Consider the following 23,574-nt stretch of genomic DNA (forward strand, 5'->3'; position numbering starts at 1 on the left):
TTTAGGCGAGGTGATTCGTTTAAAAATGACGAATAAAAAAGAACGAAGAAGAAAATATATTGTCGTTGAATTTGTTGCAAGAGGAAATGGAGCCAATCTATGCCTTTAATTTAAGCGTTCCGATATGCTATAATATACCAAATATAAGAGATGGGTGAATCATAATGGATAAGGGACTAAATTTAAAGAATAATTTTTTGAAAGAATTGATCTTCAGACTGGATTATTCTGGCTTATTGGATATGGATGTGGAAAAGAAAATCACTGATTTAAAAAACAATTTATATAACCGAGGGTATACAACGTTAAAAGAAAAAATCGAACAAGATATTTCTGTTAATGTCAATATGTTCAATGGAGTAGATAATAAAACAGAAGTGAAAAATACTACAGTATATGAATTTTCTAGTCCGAATAATAAGGTTTTTAAAATTTCAAAAAATTATATTATTTTTGATATAGATATTTCCGCGAATGAAACAACGTTTGAACATTATATTGATTTAATTACTTCTGTTATTTGTAAGTTAAGTGAGGAAAGATTCGTTAAATTTCACAGAATAGGATTGAGAAAAACGAATATCTGTCTTATTAAAGAGGGGACTGATTTAAAAGAGTATATCAATCCATCTATTTTAAGTATCTTTGATGATGATTTTCAGGAAATTCAAAACAGCAGTAAATTATTTAAAAATGAATTTCAAGTTCAATATACTGCTTCCCTTGTAAAGGGAACAATCACAAATAACGATATGTTGGAACCATGGAATCAATATTTATTGGATATTGACGTATTTAAAGAGGCGGAAGAGTTTGATAAATCAAAAGTCGATAAGTCATACTTAAAAATTATGAATTCGTTGATTTTTAATATCTATACCCAATCTTTAAGTGATAATTTTATTAGAAAACTTTCTGAAGAGGAATTCAAAGATGAGGATATATTAGGGGTGAATAAGAATGTATAAAAAAAATGAAAATTTTAAACCATTGCGTGTTCATGGTAAAACCCATTCTTCTGGAGAAGGAGCAGTGCATAGTTTCAAGCGTTCGTCTCCAAAAATGGTTGTGAAAGATCCGTATGTAAAAGTAGAGAAGCCTGTTTATTCAAGAATTATTGAAGTATATAAAGGAAAATAATGCAGTCATTTCCATACTTTATCCAAAATGAATTTTATTTAGAGGTATATATTATTGGATATAAAAATCAGGGTGAGGCCATTTTGATTGTTGTTGAAGTAGATGGAAGGGCAGTCTTTTGTGTGTTGATTGACAGTTACCATTGTAAAGATAAAAATCTCATTCAAGAAATTCTTGTGAAAAAGCGTATTCAATGGATAGATATTATTTGCTGGTCTCATCCTCACGGTGATCATTCCAAGGGAATGAAAGATATAATTAAAAATTATTCAAATGAAGATACTCTTATTTTGATTCCTGAAGGAGTGGAACTTTCACCGCAGAAGTTTTCAAAGGAAGTAATAAAACTATTTAGCTATCTTCGAGAACAAGTGGTGCAATCCGCAGAAAAATATAGAGTCATGAGTGTTTCTGATGGTAAAAATGTTTTATTTTATCACTGGCCTAAACCGAAATTCATTTATCAAACTCAAGAATTTCAATTAAAAATTAATTCATTCGCTCCTCCATCTCATTCTTTAAGGGCTAATCAGTTTTTGAATAGAATTGATAATAATCTCAATTCTATTGGTTTTGTGCTTGTTCTCGGAAACAAATATCTTGTTTTTACGGGAGATATAGAGAATAATGCCTGGTCACAACTTCCGCCTATTTTCATAAAAGATATTGATTTATTGAAGATTCCTCACCATGGATCGAAAACTGCGAATAAAGCGCTGGATTTATTTTCTGATATAGATATTTCGGTTTGTACGTCTTATATATGTGGTAATTCAAAATTACCGGAAAAAGAAATTATTGATTGTTATGAAAATATCTCGGCCGAAGTATATTTGACACAATCAATGAGGAGCGAAGAAAATCAAGAAGGATATGGAATGGTAAAGGTTAAATATAATTTGTTAAAGAGCACTAAGGAAGTTCAAATGTATGGAAATGCTATGCAAATTAAATAAATGGACTGCCATTCTTTTGTGCAGATTGGAAAGATTTTTGAGCTATGCGCTGGCCCTTGTGCATCTTGAATGTCGAGAAAAACTGTGGAAACAGAACAAAAGCCGGCAAGTTTAGAAGAGTTCATGAATAAACTATTTGATTAAGCTCTAGTTTAATTGAAAGGAGGAATCAATTATGAAGACAACGAGTTTTGAGGAAAGATTTGTTTTGAAGAATTTTGAAGATGCGATACGAATTCAAAAAATCATCAGTACACCGGCTGAACGAATTCCTAACCCTTATCCTGTGCGCACGAACAGGGACTTCAAAAGGTCGATGGAAAGGGTTTTAAAATGTCGGAAAACAAAATAGAAATAGAGTTATTTCCTTTATCGTGGTTGATAGACGAACTGAATAATAGCATATAAGAAGTCGAGATTGCGATGCTACGGATTGAGCATTCCATTAACTAGGTCCACCCGGTACGCTGAAAGAGTCCTCTCAATCCGCCATGCAAGACTATCTCGAAAAAATAAATACAAAGAGAAATCCATACTAAATATCCACTGGCTAAACTGGTGGTTTTTGGGTAACCAAAATCTTTAGGGGTTTCCCAAGAAATTTTATGGTTCTAAGAAACGGTCAGATGACGGAATGAAGTTGTCTGCCTTTTTTATTTCCTCTTGAAAAACAAAGCATTTATGAATCAAACAGTTTAAGTTATCGTTTTTAATTAGGCATCGTATAAAAATATTGTATAGAAGATATGTTGTAAAACTCATGGATATTAAGGTATTAAATATTTCAAATTTTTTTCCAATAAGATAGAAATTAAAGAAATTTTATATTTAATTTCATGCGTTTTTTTTATAAAATGAAATTAATAGGAATGAAACCGATAGAGAGGGAGATCAAATATAATGGATTTATTTGAAACGCTGGGTAATGAGAAGTTTTTTAATCCTTTAATTGGACCAAATAAGAAAGTATATTTCGAATGTATTACAGAACTTATTGAATATTCAAAAAAAATGCCTGTTTTATATAAAGACAACGTAAAGGATACACTAGAAATTTTTTTAAGAAATAAAACATATCGCGTCGAAAACGAGGATTTAGATAGTAACTTTGATGAAGGGGATGCGGATAAAATTATTCGAAAGTTTCAGGAATGTAGCTGGCTAACAGAACCGGAACTTGGAAGAAATGGAGAATATATAACAAATATTGCTGCGAACTGTAGAAGATTGATTGATTTTCTGAACAGTCTCATGAATCGAAAAAATGATGCAGCCATTTCGAATCGGATTCTTTCCATGGATGAAATTTTAAAAAGTGCATACAGTACTAACTCGGTGAGAAAAGACAGGCCATATTCTTCTATCCTTGTTCCATTAATGGAAAACGAAGCTGAATTGAAAAATGAAGTTCTGGATTTAAAAGACAGCATATCCATCATTATGAGCCGAATCACAGAAATTAATGATTTGTCGGGAATAGGTCACTACTTACTCAGTGACCAGTTTCTCGAAAAATTTTTTAAAGATTATTTTTATATGAAAAACAATGGCCTTATTCCAGCAATATTAAGAGATGTTGCCCAGCAATTAAGCGTGTTTAAACATGATACGTTGTTCAAAAAAGCGATTCAGGAATACAGTGTACGAATGGACGTGGAAGAAGAGGAAGCAGAGGAACAGCTTACAAAATATATTGATGAAATATATTTCTATATTACAGTTGAATATCCTGAGTATATGGAAAGAATTGACGAAAGTATAAACAAGTATTTTCGATTAGCCAATCTTCGATTGCGTCTGGTTACGAGCAATGGGCAAAATATCCAATCTTTAATGGATCAGATTCTTATGGTTGTCAAAGAGTCCAATAAGGAAGAACAACAGATAATTTTAGAAAAGCTGAATGGATGCATCCAAATCGAATCCCAAAAATATATATCCCGAAAATCGTATCAACACAAAAAACATCGTCGGTTGAATGAGGGATCTGCTGTTGTTGAAACGAAGGATTTGAGTGAGGAGGAAAAAATGAGAATTACAAATGAATTGATGAAGTCTTCGATTAATCCTTATTCAGTGGAAAGAACAGAGCGTTATTTTGCTAATTTATTCAAAGTCAGTGGTATGCCATATGTAAAAAGCGGAATGACTAAAAGCAAAGAAGAAGCTTTGATGTTTGTTTCTGCTTTTATCTATTCAGGTGACGAGAATTTTGGCTTCATTGTTGAAACTGAAGATGGAACTCATAAAACTCCTGTAGGAATAATTACAAATATGAAAGTAAAGAGGAAAAAATAATGGGAAATTTTGATTTTTTGGATCATCTAAAGGATGAAAATTTATTGAATTTTAAAAAATGTGTCAGGAAACTTCTGGACTCTACGTTTATTGTTTCTGAAAAAGACCCTGTACTTTATGATTATTTAACTTATTCTTCAAACAGGATCGATATGTCGAATTATTTAAAAATAATCGGATATGATCTTGTTGTTGATGAAGAATTAAAGTATGCGATGCTTATCCAAAACGAAGAGGATATGGAGACAGCAGGATTAAAGAAAATCAATCATGTGAATTTTTCGAACAAAGAAGTGCTGGTTTTAATTATTTTATGGATGTTGTTTTTGGAAAGATTTGGAAAATTCGAGAAAGTATACGTCGAGTTCGGGGATATTATCGACCGGCAAAAACAGTATGGAATAATTATGGGGTCTTTAACTGAATTGAAAACTGCACTCCAGAGATTTAAACGTTTTAGTTTAATATATTATACGGATACGGATTTTAAAGAAAATACCATTATTCATTTGTATCCAACTTTGCAGTTTGCTATGGATAAGAACCAGTTTATTCAAATAGTAAATGAAATGGCACCACAGTTAAACCATAATGAAGAAACTTTTGATTCGCAGGAGGAGAGGCAATGAATGAGATTCTTTTGAAAAAAGTATATTTAATAAACTGGTATGGGTTTGTTGATAAAACGATTCCTATTGGAAGAAGTTTATCCCTGATTACCGGCGAAAATGAATGCGGAAAATCAACGATTCTTGATGCGATCAAATACGCATTTACAGGTGACACAGAATTTAATAAAGCAACGTCGGCGACTAGAGTCGGAACTGGGCGAAGAACATTGTCTTCTTATACCAGATGCCTAATTGATCCAGACAATAAAAAATACGCGCGATCAAGTGATTCTCACCCAAGCGTATATACCCATATTGCATTAGAATATCATAATACCCTTTATGATACATATTTTGTCTTGGGTGTGATACTTGAAACAGATTCAAGTGATAATGTAAATAATTTTTGGTATGCACAAGATGGAAAAAGACTAGAAGATCTTTCATTTTTTCGTGAATCGGAAGGAAAAAAATTTGTTTTAAATGCAAAAGAATTCGGCATTAAAAATCAAGCAAAAATAATGAACAACAAGAAAGATGGCATTGAGAAATTCATGGCTATGACCGGATTAAAACTGCAAAATGATGGCATTATGAAATACCGGCGAAAATTGAAAAACATTATGACATACAATCCGGAAGCCAAGATTCAGCAGTTCATTAAGGAATCCGTGCTTGAAGAGAAAAAGATTAATATAAACAAATTAAAAGAAGCGAAAGAAAGCATTGAAGAAATCACGAAGTCCTTTACTATCCTTGAAAAAGAAATTAGAGAATTGGATGCGATTTTAAAAGCGTTTGATGACTATAAACGAATCTGCTCTCGATTAACAAAAGATGACATTAAAAGGGTTTACAAAGATCTTTTGGCGAACCAGAAAGAAAAAGAGAATAGTATCAAAGAGATGAAAGAGCATTGTCGCGAAATTGAAATGTTAGCAAAACGTATAGACCAAGAATTATTGGAGAAAGAGAAAAAAGATAAGGAGTTGAGGAAAGCGTTGCAGCATTATGATCAAATGGATGCGACAAAAGCGATTCGGGAAGAAAAGGAAAAATTGGATATACTTGGTAATGAAATGAAAGAATTATCTGAAAAAGAAAAAGAGATAAAGATTTTATTCAAACAAATAAAACAATTTATGGAAACAATCAAACTTGCAATGAAGCCATTGAATGTATCCGACCTGGATGATCCTTCTGCGGCAAGAAAAGAAGTGGACTCTTTGAGGGAGACTGTTAAACATTTATTTGAGCAGAATGCAGTAGAAATAAATCGTTTAAAAGGGTCTTTAAAGCAGATGGAAGAGGAAAAAATTGTGGTTGATCAAGTAATCAAAACATGCGAACGAAATCTTCCGGATTATTCAAAAGTACCTAATCAATATGGATTGCTTAATGAAATTAATAATAAATTCAAATCTCTGGGAATCCAGAGTGAAGCAAAGTTTTCCAGTGCGTATGTAGTGGAATTAAAGGATGAAGAATGGCGAAATTCAATCGAAACGTTTTTGGGCTGGCATCGCTATAGCGTATTGGTGGAACCGGAATATTTCGATATTGCGGATCAAGTGATGGATCGTTCACGCTATAAATATGTCGAATTAGTGAATACGAAATTGTTAAGCCGAAAGGAACCAAAAATTGTCGAAGACTCTTTGCTGAACAAATTGGTGATCAAAAACAAAATTGCACATACATATTTTGCTTACTGGTTAGGAAGAATCCATGCCGTAGAAAAGAAAAAAGTTTCTGTGCATGAAAATGCGATTTCCAAAGAAGGAAAGATTAGCCGAAATATGGCAGTTTCTTTTTTAAATTTTAATAAGATTGGTTCATATTGTCTTGGAGAAGATGCAGTGCTTCTTAATAAAGAAAGAGCGTTAAAGGAAAAGAAAGAATTAGAAGAGGAAGAAGTGCGAATTAGGGAAAATATTTATTTACAGCAAAGAAGAAAAATGGCGATTGACAATATGTTTCAAGCTTTAAATAAACAATATGATTTTGAAGCGCCAGTGAAAATGAAAGAGAAACAGGAGCAAATCGAGATATGCAAAGCGAGTATTCAAAAACTTGAAGATGCGTTAAAGAACAACAATGAATATATGGCGCTGGTTGAACGAATAGCGGAAATTGAATCGAGTCTCGTTATATTGAACCAGAGCATTGAGAAAAACAAAAAAAGAAAAATTCAGTTAGAACAAAAAAATGACTCATTAAAAATAGGAATTGAGCAACTCACAAAATCAATTGAAGAAAAGAACGGGCGAATTGATGCGTTTTCAATAGATTATTTAAGTGAATTTCGCGAGGCAAAAAAAGAGTATGATTTATTTTTAGCAAAAGAACGGGAATCCGGCGATGTGTTAGTTCCGAGTTCTCGAGAGAGAGCCGAAAGAGAAAAAAGCAGTTGTGAAAAAGATATTATCCAAAAGCAGTCGAACTATAATATGGGAAAATATCAGGAAGAGGAGTTACCGGTTGATTTTCAAAGCGAAGAGGTTTATCGAAAAAGGAAAAATAGACTGCAAGTAGATGATTTCGAAGACATCAAACAAAAATTAGCAATTCGAACCAAACAATATGAAAATATTTTTAAAAACGAATTTGTTTTAAAAATAAAGACAAATATCGAAGATGCCCATGCTGATATAAAAGAAATTAATAGACAGTTAAGAAAATTGCAGTTTTCTACTACTTATCAATTTGATGTGCGAAACGTTTCAGGAACGACGGACTATGCAAAAATTCTTGATTATGCGGAATATTTGAAAAAAAACAATCAAATTGGCAATTTACAGGGAACACTTGAAGGGATGAATGACTTTGACGAAAAGGAGGCAATAAAGCAGGAAGAGGAAATAAAAAAAATCATTAATAAAATTGTTGCGAAAGAGCACAACAATGAACTGGTTGATTTTTCCGACTATCGAAATTATATGGAATATGAAGTAATCGTCAACAATGAAGAAATCAAAAACGGGCGATTGTCAAAACTGGCAGGGTATAATTCGGGTGCCGGGACCCAGATTCCGTATACAATCATTCTTTCGGCTGCGTTGGCTATGATTTATAATGCACGCCAAAATTCGACTCGAATGGTTTTTATTGATGAGCCATTCGAGAAGATGAGTGATAAAAATATAAAGATTATGCTTAATTTCTTTAAATCCCAAAGTTTCCAGGTTATTTTTTGCGCTCCACCTAATAAACTGGATTCGATTGGGAAAGAATGCGCCGCTGTGATTCCAATCAAGAAAATTAGTAAAAGCAATATGACGGTCGGATGGGTTGAATTTAATGAATAAATATGAAAAAAATATCATCGAACAGTTATTGAAAAAACAATATGGACGGTTAAAGAAGTATAAAAACCGGAAAATAAAACAGAGAATTAGTATCTCAACGAATAGAATATTAAAGAATTATTCAAAGTACAATGTGGATCTTGAAGAGAAAAATTTTGTTAATCAAGCTATTTTCGCCTTGGAATCAAAAGGATTTATCACTGTGAGTAAAATAGAGCATAGTGATGACTATGAAAAGATTTATTTAGTCGAAGAGTCAGTGCCTTTATTGGAAGAATATGGTACGGAAAAATATGGAATTATCCCTAGATCTTTTATAATCAATGAACTGCAAAATATTTTAAAAAAATATAAAAATAGAGGAAAAATCGTTGATTTTTATATTTCTGAACTTACTGAGGCATTGAAAAACACCTTGATGCAAATTGATCTTGAAAAAGAGGAGGATATTTTAAAAATCTTATCTTTTTTGGAGACGAATGAAAAATTTTTGTATTTAAGAGAAGCGTCAATGCTGATTTTTGGAGATTCAAAATATTTTGAAAATAAAAGAAAATTCCAAGTGAATGGAGTACTCTCCCAATATTTGTCCTTTATCGATGAAGAAAGATTTGACGATGAAAATTTATTAAAACGTTTTAACATATATGACACAGAGCAGGAAATTTGTTTGAAAGGGCCGATGACGATCGAAATGTACGGTAAAGAAATTGATGTTGAGTGTTTTTCAGGTGGTGTTTCGTTTTCTATTCAAGATATAGAAAAAGTAAGCTTTATTTCAGTAAGGTGTGAAGAGGTTATGACCATTGAAAATAAAACGTCCTTTTTGCGAATGAACCATCCATATTGTTATATGTATTTGGGAGGATTTGCTACAAAAGCGCAAATCGCATTCATTAAAAAACTTTTCAAAGATAATCCAGATAAAATATATAGTCACTTTGGTGATATTGATGCAGGTGGTTTCTGGATTCATAAAAAATTGTGCGAACAAACTGGAATAAATTTTCAGCTTTTCCATATGAATAAAAATGATTTGAGAAATCCGACTTATTCTAATTGTTTACAGCCTTTGACTGAACAAGATCAAAAGAGGCTATGTACTTTAAAAGAGGATCTTATTTATGGTGAGTGTATTCATTATATGCTGGACCACAATGTGAAGCTGGAACAGGAAATAATTAGTTTGAATATTTCAAATCTATAAAAAATAAAGGAATTCAGCCTAGCAAGACTATGCTAATCATATTCATTAATTGTGCCGTAATAAAAACATGACCAGTTCATTTAAAGAGTTGATAAAATAAAAATTTTCTCAAATAAACAATCAAAATCCTCCAATCATGCGATATAATACTATACAGAGAGGAGAGAGGAATATGATTGCAAAGAAAGGTTTGATCATGATCGGCGGCTGCACGCTAGCCGTTTCCGCGATCACCGCGATTTCGTTTAAACAAGAAGAACAAAAAGTCAACGCCCCGATGATCACGGCCTGCCAGGCCCATCCCGGACGCACCGATGGCAGCGGATGCCACACTTGCCGAACAAACTGCGAAAAGTGGGGATTGTCGTATGGCGAATACCACTGCCACAACGGAGGCGGCTCGTCAAGCGGAAGTCAGGCGACGACGCCAGCCTACGACGCGCAAGACGAGCAGGCGCGCATCGCCGAACAACAGCGACTCGCCGAAGAAGCCCGCATCGCGGAACAAAAAAGACAGGAAGAAGAGGCGAAGCACCAGGAAGAGCTGCGGCTGGCCGAAGAAAAACGAATCCAGGAACAAAAAGAATACGACCAAGGCTATCAGGAAGGCTTCGACTACAAATGGAAAAACATCCACGATGATTTGTCCATCGAACAGCTGAAAGAAGACCAAAAAAGCGCGAAGTACCAGGAAGGCTACGAAAAAGGCTTTGCGGAAGCGCAAAAACAGTTAAACGAGGAAAAAGAAAAAGCGTACCAGTTCGGATACGACCAAAAGAAAAACGATCCAAACCTGTCGTTTCAAGAACCCGCGGATCAATCCGAAAACTATAAAAAGGCGTTCCGCAGCGGCTATGATACCGCCGAAAAGGAACTAACCGCCTTTACGCAAAAAGTGGCGAAAGAACACGCCAGCCACGACGGAATCCATCTCGACCATCTGGATGAAAACTTCCCGGACGGCGTGATCCACGCGACGTATACGCAAGCGTATCAAACGGCCTACCAAGAAGCCGAAGCCGATTACTTTGAGAAAATCGCCAACGAGGCGCGCCAAAACGCGCAGGAAAAAGTTTGGAACCAAGACCAGCAATCCGATCCACAATCCAAACAAGCGATCTCCGAAAAAGGAAAGGCGAAGTATCAAACGCAATTCGCCGCGTCCGTACAGGAAATAGAAAAAAATTGAAAGCCGAAAAAGCGAGCATCCAGGAACAAGGCTATCAAGACGGCTTGGAAGGGAAAGAGAAAGAGGACACGACCTTCTCGAAATACAAAAAGTACAAAATTTACAACGACCTCCAGTCGGCGTACCTTCAAGGATACAGAAAAGGCGAGGAGAAAAAGCAGGAGGAAGACAACATGTTTTTCGCCGGCGCGTTGAGCGTGCTGCTCACCACAATCGGTGGTGGTGGTTTGATCGCCTATAAAAAGCACAAACAGAAAACGATGTAGGAAAGAAACTCTGGAACAACAACCAGAGTTTTTTTTGAATAAAACATAAATAAACTGAATTTAATCTTTATAAAACACAGAATAAATGGTAAAATAGGTTCGTAAAAAGAAAGGAGAATCCAATGAACTATACACTCTACTCGCAACGTTTGGACGCGTACAAAAAGCACGATGGCTGGATCTATGACCGATTTCCCGCCACGTTTCGAACCCAGCTCGTATACATCGTCCGCGATCTGCCGGTCAAAGAACCGTTTTGGCAGCGCTTCAACCAATGGTTCGAACGGGAAAAAGGATGGACGCCCAAAATTTATTTTATTCAGGAATCGAGCCATCCGCAGCGCGAAAAGCTCGAATACCGTCTGGAACAACTCGACGATTTTGAATTTCTCGATTTAATCGACGGACTCTTTCATCAAATCACCGAGACGCTGGAACCCGCGGATTGGAACGATGCCGTGCAGGAGCTCAACCGCCGGTTCGAACAGCACCGCCTTGGCTATTTCTTTTCTCAAGGCCATATCCAGCGTAAAGGATAACGGCCTCTTTTCCTCTTAGACAAAAAATAAATATTTAACGATTCCTTCAAGTGCGATACAATGAATCCATCAAACAAAGAAAGGAAACAAGGATATGAACGCAAAGCCGCTCCAGCCATGGAAAACCGTGAACACAAAAACAATCGTCGACAATCCGTGGCTCAAGGTTCAAAAAAACGAGGTCGAGCTAGCCAGCCAAATGCGAATCCCGGACTTTTACACCGTCACGATTCCGGACGCGTCCGCCGTGGTCGCGCTCGATGAAAACGAAAACGTGATCCTGAAGCGAGAGTACCGCTACGCCCAGCAAAAGGAACTTATCGAGATTCCGGCCGGCGCGTTCGACGACCGGGAAACCGATCCGCTTGCCGTCGCGAAACGAGAGCTTCGCGAAGAAACCGGCTACGTGTCCTCGCACTGGATCGAGCTTGGCGCGACCGTCGACTGTTCCGCCAAGCTGACCAACACGATGCATTTGTTTCTCGCACTGTCGTGCACGAAAGCCGGAACGCCCGAACTCGACGCGACCGAGGACGTCGAAACGCTGCTCGTTCCGTTCGCGCAAGCCATCGACATGGTGATGCGCAACGAAATTTGCTGCAACAGCTCCTCCGCGGCCTTACTCAAAGCGCAGCATATCCTACAAAAAAGGGAAAAACAAAGTGCACATGAAAAAAGACACGATCGCCATGGCGGTCTTTCTCGTTGTCGGAATCGCCGTCAACGCCATCCTGATCACAAACCACGCCAAAACGCCGCGCCCCAAGCAGGAAACCACGCAAACCGAGAAAAATGAAAGCAGCGCCTTTTCGTTTGTCGGCGTGGGCGACCACTTGATCCACGAACCCGTTTACTATTACCAGACGCAGCCATACCATTTTGATTCGATTTACGAAGCGACCAAGCCAGCCATCCAAGACGCGGATCTGGCGTTCATCAACGCGGAAACGCTCATGGCCGGCGAATCGTTCGGACTTGGCGGCTATCCGATGTTCAACGGGCCCAAAGAGCTCGTCGACGCCTTGGACCGCACCGGATTCGACTGGCTGGCGCTCTCTTCCAACCACACCCTCGACCGCGGCGTCGAAGGCTTGCAAGCCCAGCTCGACGACTTGGCGACCCGGTTTCCCCACATCAGCGTGACCGGATCGCACCGGACGGCGGACGAGCCATACATCGTACGCGACATCAACGGCATCCGCGTCGGTTTGTTAGGCTACACGTATGGACTTAACGGCATGGAACTGCCCGAAGGTGAGGAATACCGCGTGGATCGTATCGACGAAGCCAAAATTCGCCACGACATGGAACAACTCTCAAAAATCAGCGACGTGCAGCTCGTGAGCATGCACTGGGGCGAGGAGTACAACACCCAAATCACCGAGGAACAGGCGCGTTACGCCAGACTTCTCCACGAGCTGGGCGCCGAAGTCGTCATCGGAACGCATCCGCACGTCATTGGACCGGTGGAAATTCTCAAAGGAGAGCAGCAGGACACGCTAGTCTACTACTCGCTTGGCAATTTCCTAAGCGCGCAGGACCGGCCCGAATGCATGGTGGGCGGCATGGCCGCGTTCGATCTGCGCTACGATTTCGCGACAAAAAAAGCCACGTTCGCCAATGTGCGGCTGATTCCAACTATCACCTACGTTTCCAGCGACTTGCAAACGTATTCCACCCATACGATCCATGACTATGACGACGCGCTGGGTGAGCGCGCAAAGCGGAACGCCCGTCACCAAAGCCTTCGCCAAAGAGTATGTGCAGTCGGTCGTCGGCCATCCGGACGGGGTGGAAGTCGTGCTCGAGTAAAAAGGCAAAAACACGGCATGTTCCAAGTGGATTTCAGCTTGACAAAAGCGAGGATTTCACGGAAACTTAATATATGTGTAAAATCCAATCACATGTTATTTAAATATAGGGTCATTACTCAGAAAGCAATTTGATTTTGCTGCGTTTAAGAAAGGATCAATATGGCTAAAAAGATAAACCAATTCAACCTGGACGAAATTTTTCGTCATTTAAGAACCAACATTGAGTTTTCCCAAATGGATGACGCGATCAAAGTGATCAACGTCGTATCCACGAATCCAAACGAGGGAAAATCGACCGTATCCACCAATCTGGCCCGGATTTTCGCGGACAAGTACGCGCGTGTGCTGCTCATTGACGCCGACTTGCGAAATCCAAGCGACCACAAAATGTACAAAGTGTCCAACGCGAGAGGACTGTCCAACTTGCTGAGCCGCTATGTGCCGGGCTCCAGCGTGCTTGGCTACGAGGAAATCGTCCAGTTGCAGTTTTCCAACGATTCGCTGCTTTACTTCCTGCCGACAGGAAGCCGGGTGCCAAACCCGACCGAAGTGCTTTCCTCGCACAAGTTCGAAGAATTCCTCGCCTCGGCCAGAGAAGAATTCGACTATATTATTATCGACTGTCCGCCGGTCAACCGCGTCAGTGACGGAATTCCGGTATCGAACGCGGCCGACGGCACGCTGTACGTCGTTTCGTCCAAAGAAACCGACAAGCGGGCGGCTAAAGCCGCGCTCGACGACATGGTGCGCAGCGGCGCGAACATTTTCGGCATCGTGCTGACCAAGGTGGAAGAGCTGAAATCGAAAAAATACGGCTATGGCTACGGTTATGGCTACGGCTATGGAAACGAGGAGAAGAAATAATGAAAAAACAAATCCTTCAAATCTCCGGCGCTTCGCTGCTCGCTTTCTCGTGCGTGCTGGCCGGCTGCTCCAAAGCGGACGACGTGTCGCTGGAAGACGCGACCGAAGTCGCCCTCGACGATTCAAACAACACAACGGAAACCGCGTCCAATATCGACGCCAAGGAACAAGATGGCGAGTATGTCGTCCAATTCAATGTCGACAACGGACAATATACGTACACCCTTGGCAAAGACGGCATCATCCGCGACTGCGTGTTCGATCGCGACCAGGGAACATCGACGGCCCACGCGCCAGCTGAGCAGCAGCCGGCGGCTCCGGCGGAAAACACCAATGAACAACAACCGAAAGAAGCCGAAAATCCAACGGAGGAAGGCGTCGTTTCCGAACAGGACGCCGTGAACGCCGCGCTGGCCAACGCGGGACTGGAAGAAGCCGATGTCAGCGAACTGAGCGTGAAGCTGAATAAAAAGAAAACCGAATACACAGTGGAGTTTGTGTACGGGGACGCGCGCAACCAAGTCACCGTCAACGCGGAAACCGGAGAAGTCATCAGCTCGATCTTTATTTAACAGGAATGAAGGTGGGGGACTATGACAAAACTTGGCGTTTATAAAAATATCATAGAAGGGATCATGACGATCGGACTCGTTTTTGTTTTCCCTTTTTCTTTTGTATTTAAAATCAAGCTCGTGCTCTTGTATTTTATCATCATGCATTTGGCCGGCCGGTACCGGGGCCGGGCCATCTTGATTTGGGACGAGCTGAAGCTGCTGCTACTCGGCTATATGGGCTACATTGGCGCCTCGCTGCTGCTGCTCGACTACGACCCGTTTTCGTGGGGGCAGTTCGGGTGGCTCGTGCTCTATTTGCTGTGTCACGGATTTTGCAACTTGCTCATCGCCCGTTACACCCACGTCGTGTTTTGGGACAAGTTGAAAAAAAACGTGCTCATCATTGGCGCGGGAACGACCGCCAGCCAGCTCTATGGAACGTGCCGCACCAACCGGTATTCCTTGCTCAATGTCAAAGGATTCATCAACTGCAACGACGATCCGTTTTTCCACCACGTCGACCAGACGATCGTGGAGCAGGAAAAGCCGATTTATCCACTCAAAGATTTGGAAAAAGTCATTGCCGAACAAGACATTGAAACCGTGCTGATCGCCATTCCGGAAATGAGCCGCAAAGACCAGCGCAAGCTGGTGGAACGCCTGATCAACCAGGTGGAAACAATCAAGTATTTGCCGCGGATGGAAGGACTGGTCACCTTCAACACGAAAATCGACGACTTTGACGGGCAGCTTATGATTTCAACCGCCGAAGGAACGATTACGAACACGGAAAAGATCTTCAAGCGCGGCATGGATATTTTAGCCGGCCTGGCGGGCTTGTGCGTGCTCGCGCCTTTGACGCTGTACGTCCGGCATCTCAACCACAAGCAAGGCGACTACGACCCGATTTTTTTCAAGCAAGTCCGAATTGGAGAAAACGGGCGGGAATTCACGATTTACAAATACCGGACCATGGTACCGAACGCGGAAAAAATTTTGGATGAGCTCATGGAAAAAGACGAAGCCATTCGAAAAGAGTACCAGGAAAACAAAAAGCTTCGCGACGATCCACGCATCACGAAGGCAGGCTCCTTTTTAAGAAAGACGAGCCTCGACGAGTTTCCGCAGTTCATCAACGTGCTGAAAGGGGAAATGTCGCTCATCGGGCCAAGACCTTACTTGCCTCGCGAAAAAGTCGACATGGGTCCGTATTATCAGGACGTCGTCAGCTCGAAGCCGGGCATTACCGGCATGTGGCAGACGCACGGACGCAGCGAAGTCAATTTTGAACAAAGGCTGGAGCTGGACGAATATTATTACCGCAACTGGAGTTTATGGCTCGACATCACCTTACTGATTCGAACCGTCAAACAAGTGCTCGGCGACGATGAAGGCGCCATGTAATCAGGGAAGGAGGACAAACCCCACATGAAAGAAAACCTCAAAAGACCCGGATTTTACGGTGCGATTCTCTCGTTTTGCTCTATTGCGACACTCATCGGCCTGCTCATTCGCCTCGATGCCATTCCTTTGCGGTTCATCGCGCTCGTGGCGCTCATCGCGCTGCTGCTCTTTGGCGTGGCGTGCCGCCTGTTCTTTAAAAGACCGCACACGATTTGGAAAAACGTGTTCGCCTGGATGATCATCACGCCGCTGACCATCGCGATGCTTGGCGGTTCGTGGTATGTCGCCAAAACAAACGAGCTGCTCTGGAGCCTTTCGATGAAAGAGAGAACATATATCAGCGAAGTTTGCGTCTACGTACCGCAAAACAGTGCCATCCAGTCGCTGCAAGAGCTCCAAGGCAAACGAATCGGCTATTATGAAACCGACGAGGATCAAACGAGCGTGGAAATGCTCAAGCAGTTCAAAAAGGAAGGCGTTTCGATCGAATCCAGCGCCTATCCTTCGTTGACGCCGCTCCTTGACGCGTTGAAAGCGAAAAAAGTGGAAGCGATCATCGCGCAGCGGCCGCTCATCGAAGCGCTGACGCAAGAAGACGGACTCCAGGAAAACCAGCCGCTTCGCGCGATTGCCACGAAAAAAGTCAAAGTCGAACTGGATCGGGGCCGATCCGCGACGCTTGATGTGACGAAGACGCCGTTCACGGTGCTGATCATGGGCACCAACGAGTATGGCAGCGTCAATGAAAACAGCGCCAACACCGTCAATATTTTGGCCGTCGTCAATCCGCAGGATAAAAAAAAACTGCTCGTTTCGCTGCCAAAAGAAACGTATGTGTGGAACAACAAGCTCGGATATCTTGGCATCCAGGGCACGCACGTCGTGCGACAGGCGCTCGAGCAGGAACTCGACGTGCCAATCGACTACACGGTCCGTGTCAACTTGACGACAATGACGGGCATCGTCGACCAGCTTGGCGGCATTGAAATCGACAACAAACAAGCGTTTGAAACGAAGTCGAAGCAAAAATTCGAACAAGGAAAGCTGTGGCTGGACGCCAAGCAAGCGTTGACGTATGTCCAGGAATGCCCGAACGATCCATCGAATCCAAACCAGGGCGAAATGGTCGTTCTCAGCGCGATGATCGAGAAAATTTTATCCTCGAAGGCGCTGGCCCACTTCGAAACGATTCAAAGTGTGCTCGGCGAGTCGATCCAGACGAGCATGAGCAAGGAGCAAATTGGCGATCTGGTCAAAATGCAAATGCTCCAGCGCGCGCCATGGACGCTTGAAATCGTTAGCGTGGAAGGCCGTTTGGAAGAAAAAGATATTGAGCCGCTAGGCGAAAAAGCGAACGTTCTCGTTTTGGACGATCAAACTCTCCAGCGAGTCGAACAAAAGATCGACGCGGTGTTGCGCGCCGGTTCGTAAAATCCAACAACGAAAGCCCGTATCCGGGCTTTTTTCTTAAAAATGGAAAAACAATCTTGCGGACGCTAACGATCCATGCTATGATGTTCAAGCAGTGAGATGGATCCTTAGCTCAGCTGGCAGAGCAACTGACTCTTAATCAGTGGGTCTAGGGTTCGAATCCCTAAGGATCCACCATCTTATCAAATGAAAGATCAATGAACCAACCGTTCATTGGTCTTTTTTTTACGTAATTTTCAAGTGTAAAGAAAAGGCAGATTTTTTTATGACCTTTTTTTTGGAAAAAAGATTTGGGAACGACAAAGTCTTCCCGAACGCCTCGCGCGCAAAAAACAAAATTCGCAATTTGACCGAAACGGAAATTTTAGCTGGTAGGCCGCATGCTATACTGAAACCGTCAAAGGAAGCGCTTACCAAACACGAGGAGGTGAGAATATGAACTTAAAAGATCTGCTCGATGAATCGTGTATCGACATGAATCTTCCACTGAAATCCAAAGCCGAAGTGTTCGACACCATGATCCATCACTTATACGAGGCGGGCATCATTCAAAACGAAAATCAATTCCGCCAGGCAGTCGAATACCGGGAAACCTTATCCGAAACCGGTTTGGAAGATGGCGTCGCCATTCCCCATGGCGTGGACGAATGCGTCAATCGGGCAGCCATCTCATATATCCGGTTAAAGGAGCCAATCGAATGGGAATCCATGGACGGAAAGCCGATCCAGCACATCTTCTTGATGGCGATCCCGGCCAATGGCGACAAGACCCACATCAAAATGCTTTCGGAGCTGGCGATGATGCTGATCCGAAAAGAAGCCAGAGAGGCGTTGAACGAAATCCAATCCCCTCAACAACTGTACGAAATCTTATAAACCAACAGGAGGAAACCATGAATATCGCGGCAGTTACTGCGTGCACCATCGGCGTCGCGCATACGTATATCGCAAAAGAAAAACTGATCGAAGCCGCTCAAAACCGCGGCCATACGATCCATGTGGAAACACAGGGCAACATCGGAATCGAAGAGGAACTCTCGCCGCAAGCGATCCAAAACGCCGATGTCATCATTTTAGCGGCCGATATTTCCGTCGCCAAACAAGAACGGTTCGCCGGCAAGCCAATCGTCCGCGTCAGCTCCGCTGTCGCCATCAAGCAGCCGGAAAAACTCATTGTCACCATTGAACACAAACTCAGTCAGGGGTGCGCATCATGAAAGAAAAGTTAAAAGCGCTCGTCGTGCAGCCCGTCCTGACCGGCATCTCCTACTTTATTCCCGTCATTTGCATGGGTGGCTTGCTACAGTCGTTTGGAACGATTTTAGGCGGCACCGGTGTCGAAGAAGCCACGGGCACGTTCGCCTACTATTTGTACCAGGGCGGCGCCCTCACAATGGGAATGGTTGTTCCCGTGCTGGCGGCCTACATCGCCTACGCGATTTGCGACCGGCCGGGTCTGGCGCCAGGCTTCCTGGTCGGCCTGTTGTCCGTTGAATACAAAATCGGGTTTGTCGGCGGCATCATCGGCGGTATCGCCGTGGGCTACTTTTGCAAGCTCGTCAAAGACAAGCTTCCGCTGAGCAAGGATTTGGCTTCTTTGCTGCCAATGCTCATTTTGCCAATTTTGGGCGGCTTGTTCGTCGTATTGTCTATGGACTACATTTTAGGGCCTGTCCTTGGCGGTCTGCAAAGCTATTTGTCCTCGCTGTTCGCCGAAATGCAATCCGGTTCGCGCATCGTCTTCGGTATGGTGCTCGGCGCCCTGATGGGTGTTGACTTAGGCGGTCCGGTCACGAAAGTCGGAACGACTGTCGTCAATGGACTCGTCGCCGACGGCATTCTCGGTCCGGAAGGCGCCAAAGTGTGCATCGGCGTCACCGCGACACTCGGTATCGGCTTGTCGACGATCATCAACAAGCGCAAATACACGGCCGCGCAACGCGCGACTGGAAAATCCGCCATCATTTTGGGCTGCTGCCAAATCGCCGAAGGCGGTCTGCCAATCCTGCTCGCCGATCCGCTGCGCGTTTGGCCGGCCACGATCCTTGGCAATATGGTGACCGGCGCGATCGCGATGTACTTCAACGTGCAGTCGCCTGTCATGATGGGTGGGCTCTTCGCCTTCCCGGTCATGAAAAATGTCTGGCCGGGCGCGGTTCTATCCGTCGCCATTGGAACGCTTGTCACAATCGTCGTGCTGGCGCTCTGTCGTAAAAACGTAACCGAAGAGCCAGTCAAGGCGCAAACCGCAAGCGCCGAGGCGATGCCGGAAAGCAAGCCCGCGCTGCAAACCGCGCCAGTCGCCAGCGCCGAAGCGATCGACACGAGCGACGACTTGGATATCCACATTGAATTTGAATAGGAGAACGCATATGAATAAAAAACAAACTCTCGATTTATTGAAGGAGAAAAAACTAATCTTTATTTTCAAGACCCAGCGCATTCAGGACGATGATTTGGTCCAGGCGGTCCAGGCCGTCGTCCAGGGCGGCGGAAAGTTCATTGAGCTGACGTACGACCAGCCGACCGGGGACGCGTGCGCCCACGCGCTTGGCTTGCTCAAAGAGAAATTCGGCGACCAGATCATTTTAGGAACTGGAACGATTTTAGACGAGCAGCAGGCGCAAAAAGCCATCGACGCGGGCAGCGAATACATCGTCGCGCCGAATTTATCCAAGGAAGTAAGCAAGTTGTGCCAGGAAAAGGATTTGATGTACATGCCAGGTGTCTTCACCGGCACGGAAGTCGTCAACGCGTGGAAGTGGGGCGCCGATGTTTTGAAGCTGTTCCCGGGATGCGAGATCACGCTTGACTACGCCGAAACGCTCATGGGCGTCATTCCGGTGCTGCCGTATTTCGCGGTATGCAAGATGGACGAGAAAATGTTTAAAGAGTGCTTGAAGATCGGCTACATTGGCGCCGGCATCAGCCGTGCTGTCAACAACCAGAAGCTCATCGCGTCGGGCGACTTTAAGGAAATCGAAAAACGAACCCGTCGTTTCGTGGAAATCGCCGCCCGTCCAAGCGATCATGTATGAGCGGCTACGCCAGGAAGTGTTTGACGCGTGCCAAATGCTTCCCCGAACGGGACTGGCGATTTTGACATGGGGCAACGTGTCGCGCGTCGACCGAAAAAACGAGGTCATCGCCATTAAGCCAAGCGGGGTGCCGTATGATATGATGAAGCCGGAAGACATCGTCGTGTGCGATTTGCAAGGGCGCGTCGTCGACGGGCACCTGCGCCCCAGCTCCGATTTGCCGACCCACGTCGCGCTGTACGCGGCGTGGCCGCAAGTCGAGGCCATTGTCCACACCCATTCGCCATGGGCGACGATGCTCGCGCAAGCCGGGATCGACTTAAAACCATTCGGCACCACCCACGCCGACACATTTTACGGCCCGGTTCCTTGCACGCGTCCGCTGGCGCGAAACGAAGTCGATGGCGACTACGAGCTGGAAACCGGTCGTGTCATTCTTGAAACGTTTCAGGAGCGAGGCATCGCGCCAGACCAGGTCCCGGCGGTGCTTGTCGCCAGCCACGGGCCGTTTGCCTGGGGACACGACGCGAAGCAGGCGGTTGAAAACGCGTTGGTGCTTGAACAATGCGCCTGGATGGCGGTGTTCGACCGCTTGATGGATCCGGAGGTCATGCCGGTGCCCGCGTATTTGCTGGATCGGCACTATCAGAGAAAACACGGAGAACACGCGACGTACGGTCAGCGGTAGGGAAAGGAGAGTATGCAGATGCAGCAAGCGAAAAGGAAAGCGGGTTCGGAGATTTTGGCCAAACTGCTCGCTCACGACGCCATGACGGTTAGCCAAATCGCGCACGATCTGCATAGAACCGAAAAACAAGTCCGAAGCCGGCTTGAGCAGGTGGAGGAGCTGTTGCGGGAAAACGACTGGGGAACGATTCAAAAAAAGCCGCGTGTCGGCATTTGGCTGGAGGCCGACGAAGCGCAAAAGGCGCAAATCGCCGCCTATGTCCACGCCACCGAGGCGGCGGGCGCCATTTTGATTGACGATCGCGAGAGCTATGTTTTGTACCGTTTGTTTAGCTTGGGGCGAAAGGAAGGACTGCAAGCCCGGACGTTGCTGGATCGGCTGTACATTTCCGGGCCGACGCTCAACAAGCTCATTCGCTCCATTCAGCGCGATTTGGAGCCATGGAACATTTCCGTGCTCAACGACCGGCGCTCGGGATACTTGCTGCAATACGAGGAAAACGACTTTCGCGGCGCGCTGGCGACATTTCTTTTGGAGCAAGTCGACGACGCGCACCGGGATCACGTGCTAAACGAGTATTTTTACGGTGTCGATTTAACGGGTCTTAAGCACATCATCGTCCGGCTCGAGCACGAGTGGCATTTGCATTTTTCCAACCAGGTGTTTACGAAAATGCTCATCTTTTTGGCGCTGGCCATTTCCAGGCAGGACACGCCTGTCCACTTGCGTCAGGAAGACGTGCGGCTTTTGGAACACTACAACGAGTATTTGTTCGCGAAGGCGATTTGCACGGAAATCGAGCGGATCGAAAACGTCACGCTTTCGGAAGACGACGAGTTTTACTTGACGATGCAAATGATTTGCGCGGGGTTTGCGCGCAGCGGCGGGGAAAGCGAACCGATTCACAGCTATGACGAGCACTTGATCCAGTTTGTCGACGAAGTCATCCACTCGATGGGCACGATTCTCAATCATGACTTTTCGACGGATTGCCAGCTGCGGCAAAGCTTGATCCTGCATTTGCGCTCCACCGTTTTCCGGCTACGTCATGGCCAGTCGCGGACCAACGAGCTACTCGGCTACATTAAAAAGGAGTTTTCCCAGGTGTATGCCGCCAGCTGGATGATTAGCATGTTGTTTGAGAAGTATTTCGATTTGATGATTACCGACGACGAACTGGGGTATATCGTCCTGCTGATCCAAACGGCGCTCGAACGCAAAGACGTGGAGTACATGGTCGTGCTGATCGCGGATTTTTCCCGCAGCTATGGCGAGTTGATTAGCCAGCGGCTGATGAGCTATGTCCCGGAAATCCGGGAAATCCATATTTTGAGCCGGTTTGAAAAAGACAATCCCCACTACCGGCAGGCGGATGTCGTTTTGTCCCGGACCGCCGTGGACGATCCGCGCAATATCGTCGTTGAAAACCTGCTCACCGAGGAAGGCATTCTCAAGCTGCGTCAGAAAATTCAGAAAATGTCGAAAAAAGACCGGAAGCCCGCGTGGCTCTTTTCCATCGACTGCGCCTCGTTGTTTTCGCCCGAGCTGATGCTGCTGCAAGCCGACTATCCGAATAAGGAGGCGCTCATCGCCAACGTCGTGGATTTGTTGCAGAAAAAAGGCTTTTGCGCCAATGGCTTGTATTCGTCGGCCATCGAACGGGAAAGGAAGATGTCGACCTCGATTGGCAGCGGTATCGCGTTTCCGCATGGCGATCCCGAATACGTCCACGAGTCGCGCGTCGTGCTTGTCACCTTGAAGCGGCCAATGCTGTGGGACGAGCAGGAAAAGGTCGATCTCATCTTTTTCGCGGCGTTCAACATGAATGTCGAGGACGAACGAAGACGGGTGGAAACGTTTTACCGGGAGCTCATTCCATGCTTGAGCAATCCGGGCGGCCTGCAAAGCTTGCGAAGCGCCAGGGACAGCGTGCGCCTGTATCAGGAAATGTTTCCATGAGAAAGCGGAAAATATGGAACGGAAGGAAAGACATCAGCCTTCCGTTTTTGTTTACCTTTCTTTTTTTGATTTATGGGTTGACTTGGCTTTGGAAGGAGAAGTTTAGTTTGAAATAAATACAAAAGTAGATGAAACTATATTGGCAATTTGATAAAATAAAAACGCCTGTTATTTGAGCGTGGTTGGTTCGGTCGGGCTTTAGCCAGAGAACCGGAAAAAACTCTGTTTCGATAAATGGAAACTGGATCTGCCGTTTCCCGAAATGGAGGTGGGAGTATGAATGCATACGAAATCCTTTCGATCGTGTT

23 protein-coding genes and 1 tRNA gene are annotated in these 23,574 nt (G+C 44.1%); all 24 read left to right on the forward strand.

What is annotated here, in order from left to right; translation table 11 throughout:
• Window positions 1–164: 164 nt before the first annotated feature.
• The 24 genes from ABNS49_RS03500 to ABNS49_RS03615 all read left to right on the forward strand — a co-directional run bounded on the left by ABNS49_RS03500 (window position 165) and on the right by ABNS49_RS03615 (window position 23,266).
• Window positions 165–968, forward strand: coding sequence for a TIGR04255 family protein (locus ABNS49_RS03500; RefSeq protein WP_135979972.1), 804 nt, complete (start codon window positions 165–167; stop codon window positions 966–968).
• Entirely contained in the window at window positions 961–1,140 is a 180-nt protein-coding gene (locus ABNS49_RS03505) for a hypothetical protein (protein ID WP_135979973.1), read from the forward strand. The genes ABNS49_RS03500 and ABNS49_RS03505 overlap by 8 nt, the downstream gene beginning before the upstream one ends.
• The gene (locus ABNS49_RS03510) at window positions 1,140–2,096 is read left to right on the forward strand and encodes a hypothetical protein (protein WP_135979974.1); all 957 of its coding nucleotides are present in this window, start codon (window positions 1,140–1,142) and stop codon (window positions 2,094–2,096) included. The genes ABNS49_RS03505 and ABNS49_RS03510 overlap by 1 nt, the downstream gene beginning before the upstream one ends.
• 175 nt (window positions 2,097–2,271) lie before the next feature.
• Window positions 2,272–2,448, forward strand: a complete 177-nt coding sequence (locus tag ABNS49_RS03515) for a hypothetical protein (RefSeq protein ID WP_168353557.1) — start codon at window positions 2,272–2,274, stop codon at window positions 2,446–2,448.
• A 548-nt stretch (window positions 2,449–2,996) separates the two neighbouring features.
• On the forward strand, window positions 2,997–4,394 hold the full coding sequence (locus ABNS49_RS03520) for a Wadjet anti-phage system protein JetA family protein (protein ID WP_348687916.1): 1,398 nt from the start codon (window positions 2,997–2,999) through the stop codon (window positions 4,392–4,394).
• The gene (locus tag ABNS49_RS03525; protein WP_289116183.1) at window positions 4,394–5,023 is read left to right on the forward strand and encodes a DUF4194 domain-containing protein; all 630 of its coding nucleotides are present in this window, start codon (window positions 4,394–4,396) and stop codon (window positions 5,021–5,023) included. Before ABNS49_RS03520 ends, ABNS49_RS03525 begins: the two co-directional genes overlap by 1 nt.
• Window positions 5,020–8,313: an SbcC/MukB-like Walker B domain-containing protein gene (locus ABNS49_RS03530; RefSeq protein WP_135979977.1), complete on the forward strand. Its 3,294-nt coding sequence runs from the start codon at window positions 5,020–5,022 to the stop codon at window positions 8,311–8,313. The genes ABNS49_RS03525 and ABNS49_RS03530 overlap by 4 nt, the downstream gene beginning before the upstream one ends.
• Window positions 8,306–9,520: a Wadjet anti-phage system protein JetD domain-containing protein gene (locus ABNS49_RS03535; RefSeq protein WP_135979978.1), complete on the forward strand. Its 1,215-nt coding sequence runs from the start codon at window positions 8,306–8,308 to the stop codon at window positions 9,518–9,520. The genes ABNS49_RS03530 and ABNS49_RS03535 overlap by 8 nt, the downstream gene beginning before the upstream one ends.
• Window positions 9,521–9,692: 172 nt before the next feature.
• Complete coding sequence (locus ABNS49_RS03540; protein WP_289108511.1) at window positions 9,693–10,709, forward strand: YHYH domain-containing protein; 1,017 nt, start codon at window positions 9,693–9,695, stop codon at window positions 10,707–10,709.
• Window positions 10,706–10,975: a DUF2799 domain-containing protein gene (locus tag ABNS49_RS03545; protein ID WP_135979979.1), complete on the forward strand. Its 270-nt coding sequence runs from the start codon at window positions 10,706–10,708 to the stop codon at window positions 10,973–10,975. Before ABNS49_RS03540 ends, ABNS49_RS03545 begins: the two co-directional genes overlap by 4 nt.
• Before the next feature lie 122 nt (window positions 10,976–11,097).
• Complete coding sequence (locus ABNS49_RS03550; RefSeq protein WP_135979980.1) at window positions 11,098–11,514, forward strand: hypothetical protein; 417 nt, start codon at window positions 11,098–11,100, stop codon at window positions 11,512–11,514.
• A gap of 94 nt (window positions 11,515–11,608) precedes the next feature.
• The gene (locus tag ABNS49_RS03555) at window positions 11,609–12,310 is read left to right on the forward strand and encodes an NUDIX hydrolase (RefSeq protein ID WP_289108513.1); all 702 of its coding nucleotides are present in this window, start codon (window positions 11,609–11,611) and stop codon (window positions 12,308–12,310) included.
• The gene (locus ABNS49_RS03560; protein ID WP_277820791.1) at window positions 12,204–13,460 is read left to right on the forward strand and encodes a CapA family protein; all 1,257 of its coding nucleotides are present in this window, start codon (window positions 12,204–12,206) and stop codon (window positions 13,458–13,460) included. Before ABNS49_RS03555 ends, ABNS49_RS03560 begins: the two co-directional genes overlap by 107 nt.
• Window positions 13,461–13,487: 27 nt before the next feature.
• Window positions 13,488–14,192, forward strand: coding sequence for a CpsD/CapB family tyrosine-protein kinase (locus ABNS49_RS03565; protein ID WP_135979983.1), 705 nt, complete (start codon window positions 13,488–13,490; stop codon window positions 14,190–14,192).
• Complete coding sequence (locus tag ABNS49_RS03570; RefSeq protein ID WP_135979984.1) at window positions 14,192–14,764, forward strand: PepSY domain-containing protein; 573 nt, start codon at window positions 14,192–14,194, stop codon at window positions 14,762–14,764. Before ABNS49_RS03565 ends, ABNS49_RS03570 begins: the two co-directional genes overlap by 1 nt.
• 21 nt (window positions 14,765–14,785) lie before the next feature.
• Window positions 14,786–16,150, forward strand: coding sequence for an exopolysaccharide biosynthesis polyprenyl glycosylphosphotransferase (locus tag ABNS49_RS03575; RefSeq protein ID WP_135979985.1), 1,365 nt, complete (start codon window positions 14,786–14,788; stop codon window positions 16,148–16,150).
• Between the two features lie 24 nt (window positions 16,151–16,174).
• Window positions 16,175–17,581, forward strand: a complete 1,407-nt coding sequence (locus tag ABNS49_RS03580; RefSeq protein WP_289113924.1) for an LCP family protein — start codon at window positions 16,175–16,177, stop codon at window positions 17,579–17,581.
• 101 nt (window positions 17,582–17,682) lie between these two features.
• A tRNA-Lys gene (locus ABNS49_RS03585) sits at window positions 17,683–17,758 on the forward strand.
• 258 nt (window positions 17,759–18,016) lie between these two features.
• Window positions 18,017–18,457: a PTS sugar transporter subunit IIA gene (locus ABNS49_RS03590; RefSeq protein ID WP_135979987.1), complete on the forward strand. Its 441-nt coding sequence runs from the start codon at window positions 18,017–18,019 to the stop codon at window positions 18,455–18,457.
• A 17-nt stretch (window positions 18,458–18,474) separates the two neighbouring features.
• Window positions 18,475–18,798, forward strand: coding sequence for a fructose PTS transporter subunit IIB (locus ABNS49_RS03595; RefSeq protein WP_135979988.1), 324 nt, complete (start codon window positions 18,475–18,477; stop codon window positions 18,796–18,798).
• Complete coding sequence (locus ABNS49_RS03600; RefSeq protein ID WP_135979989.1) at window positions 18,795–19,943, forward strand: PTS fructose transporter subunit IIC; 1,149 nt, start codon at window positions 18,795–18,797, stop codon at window positions 19,941–19,943. The genes ABNS49_RS03595 and ABNS49_RS03600 overlap by 4 nt, the downstream gene beginning before the upstream one ends.
• 10 nt (window positions 19,944–19,953) lie before the next feature.
• The gene (locus ABNS49_RS03605; protein WP_135979990.1) at window positions 19,954–20,619 is read left to right on the forward strand and encodes a hypothetical protein; all 666 of its coding nucleotides are present in this window, start codon (window positions 19,954–19,956) and stop codon (window positions 20,617–20,619) included.
• On the forward strand, window positions 20,612–21,307 hold the full coding sequence (gene araD, locus ABNS49_RS03610; protein WP_135979991.1) for an L-ribulose-5-phosphate 4-epimerase AraD: 696 nt from the start codon (window positions 20,612–20,614) through the stop codon (window positions 21,305–21,307). Before ABNS49_RS03605 ends, araD begins: the two co-directional genes overlap by 8 nt.
• Before the next feature lie 18 nt (window positions 21,308–21,325).
• Window positions 21,326–23,266, forward strand: coding sequence for a PTS sugar transporter subunit IIA (locus ABNS49_RS03615; protein ID WP_168353558.1), 1,941 nt, complete (start codon window positions 21,326–21,328; stop codon window positions 23,264–23,266).
• The last annotated feature ends 308 nt before the right edge of the window (window positions 23,267–23,574 follow it).

The sequence above is a fragment of the uncultured Dubosiella sp. genome, from assembly GCF_964018005.1.
GTDB lineage: Bacteria > Bacillota_I > Bacilli_A > Erysipelotrichales > Erysipelotrichaceae > Dubosiella > Dubosiella muris.